At 38.4% G+C, this 2,075-nt stretch carries 1 protein-coding gene and 1 pseudogene; both read left to right on the forward strand.

Annotation, left to right across the window (positions count from 1 at the left end):
* The first annotated feature begins 172 nt into the window (after positions 1–172).
* A complete protein-coding gene (locus C1T29_RS11100; RefSeq protein WP_071581669.1) occupies positions 173–1,564 on the forward strand; it encodes an MFS transporter in 1,392 nt (463 codons plus the stop codon).
* A 78-nt stretch (positions 1,565–1,642) separates the two neighbouring features.
* A pseudogene (gene xynB / locus C1T29_RS24800) lies at positions 1,643–2,075 on the forward strand (xylan 1,4-beta-xylosidase); the annotation flags it as partial.

The raw sequence follows: 2,075 nt of genomic DNA on the forward strand, positions 1-2,075 counted from the left end.
ATATAAAGTATGACGAAAAAAGATGAGTTTACTGCTTGCTGATCACCATTTAGATGATGAAAATGCTCTGTTTTGAAAGCGCTTTTATAAACACGTCCAGTCCATAAGTTTGAGGGGATTTTTAAACCGTTTCACACTGTTCCATATTAAAGGATCGAAAAGGGGAGAAATCATGCTCGGTGAAAATGTAAAGAAGATTAGCATGGTTGAAAAAGTTGGATATGCGTCTGGAGATTTTGCGTGTAATTTAATTTATGCAACAGTGTCTACTTATCTTTTGTTTTTCTATACAGATGTATTTGGTTTATCGGCAGCCGCCGCCGGTACTATGTTCTTAGTGGTTAGAATAATCGACGCACTCGCTGATCCTTTTATTGGAACAATAGTTGACAGAACGAATAGCAAATTTGGACGCTTTAGACCGTATCTTTTATTCGGAGCTTTTCCATTTGTTATACTGGCCATACTCTGTTTTACAACCCCGGATTTTTCGGATATAGGGAAATTAATATATGCCTATATCACCTATGTTGGCTTGTCGCTTACATACACAACGATTAACGTGCCATATGGCGCATTAACTTCTGCAATGACCAGAAATAATCAAGAAGTGGTTAGCATAACATCAGTTCGTATGTTATTTGCGAATCTTGGGGGACTTGTCGTTGCATTTTTTGTTCCTTTACTGGCTGCTTATTTAAGCGATACTTCCGGCAAAGAATCTCTTGGCTGGCAACTAACCATGGGTATTTTGGGAATGATAGGCGGGTGCCTTTTAATCTTTTGTTTTAAAAGCACAAAAGAGCGTGTCACTCTTCAAAAATCCGAAGAAAAAATTAAATTTACGGATATATTTGAGCAGTTTCGTGTTAATCGTCCACTTGTTGTATTAAGTATTTTCTTTATCATTATTTTTGGAGTGAATTCCATCAGTAATTCGGTTGGCATTTATTACGTAACGTATAACCTAGAAAGAGAGGATTTGGTGAAGTGGTACGGTTTGATCGGAAGTTTGCCCGCTTTGGTCATTTTACCGTTTATTCCAAGGCTACATCAATTATTGGGGAAGAAGAAATTACTAAACTATGCATTATTACTGAATATAATCGGCCTCTTAGCTTTACTGTTTGTTCCGCCAAGTAATGTATACCTCATACTTGTCTGTCGCTTAATCGCTGCTGCTGGAAGTCTCACTGCCGGGGGATATATGTGGGCGCTTATTCCTGAAACAATAGAATATGGAGAGTACAGGACTGGGAAAAGAATGGGCGGTCTCATATACGCTATTATCGGATTTTTCTTTAAATTCGGCATGGCCTTAGGAGGAGTTGTTCCGGGTCTGGTTCTTGATAAGTTTGGATATGTGGCAAATCAGGCACAAACTCCGGCGGCATTAACGGGGATTTTAATTACAACCACCATTATTCCCGTGTTCTTGCTGGCTCTGGCTTTAATTGATATTAATTTCTATAACTTAGATGAGAAAAAATATAAAAACATGGTTCGAGAATTAGAGAATAGAGACAAAGTTTATTTGGATCATATTGATGATTTCAAAGCTTAAAAAAGAAAATAAACTGAGGAGGAGTCCCAAATGAAGATTACCAATCCAGTCCTTAAAGGATTCAATCCCGATCCAAGTATTTGCAGGGTAGGAGAGGATTATTATATCGCTGTATCTACATTTGAGTGGTTTCCGGGAGTCCAGATACATCATTCAAAAGATTTAGTCAATTGGCGCTTAGTTGCACACCCATTACAGAGAGTTTCACAATTAGACATGAAAGGAAACCCTAATTCAGGTGGGGTTTGGGCACCATGTTTAAGCTATAGTGATGGAAGGTTCTGGCTGATCTATACGGACGTTAAGGTAGTAGATGGCGCTTGGAAAGATTGTCACAATTATTTAGTGACTTGTGAAACGATTAATGGTGATTGGGGGGAGCCGATACCATTAAACAGCTCGGGGTTTGATGCTTCTTTATTCCATGATACAGATGGAAAAAAATATTTATTAAATATGTTATGGGAACACCGTATTGACCGGCACTCAGTTGGAGGAATTGTAATTCAGG

This window comes from Bacillus sp. MBGLi79 (assembly GCF_002953915.1).

Coding starts and splice junctions, on each gene's coding strand:
- C1T29_RS11100 (WP_071581669.1), top strand. CDS start 173: ATGCTCGGTGAAAATGTAAAGAAGATTAGCATGGTTGAAAAAGTTGGA.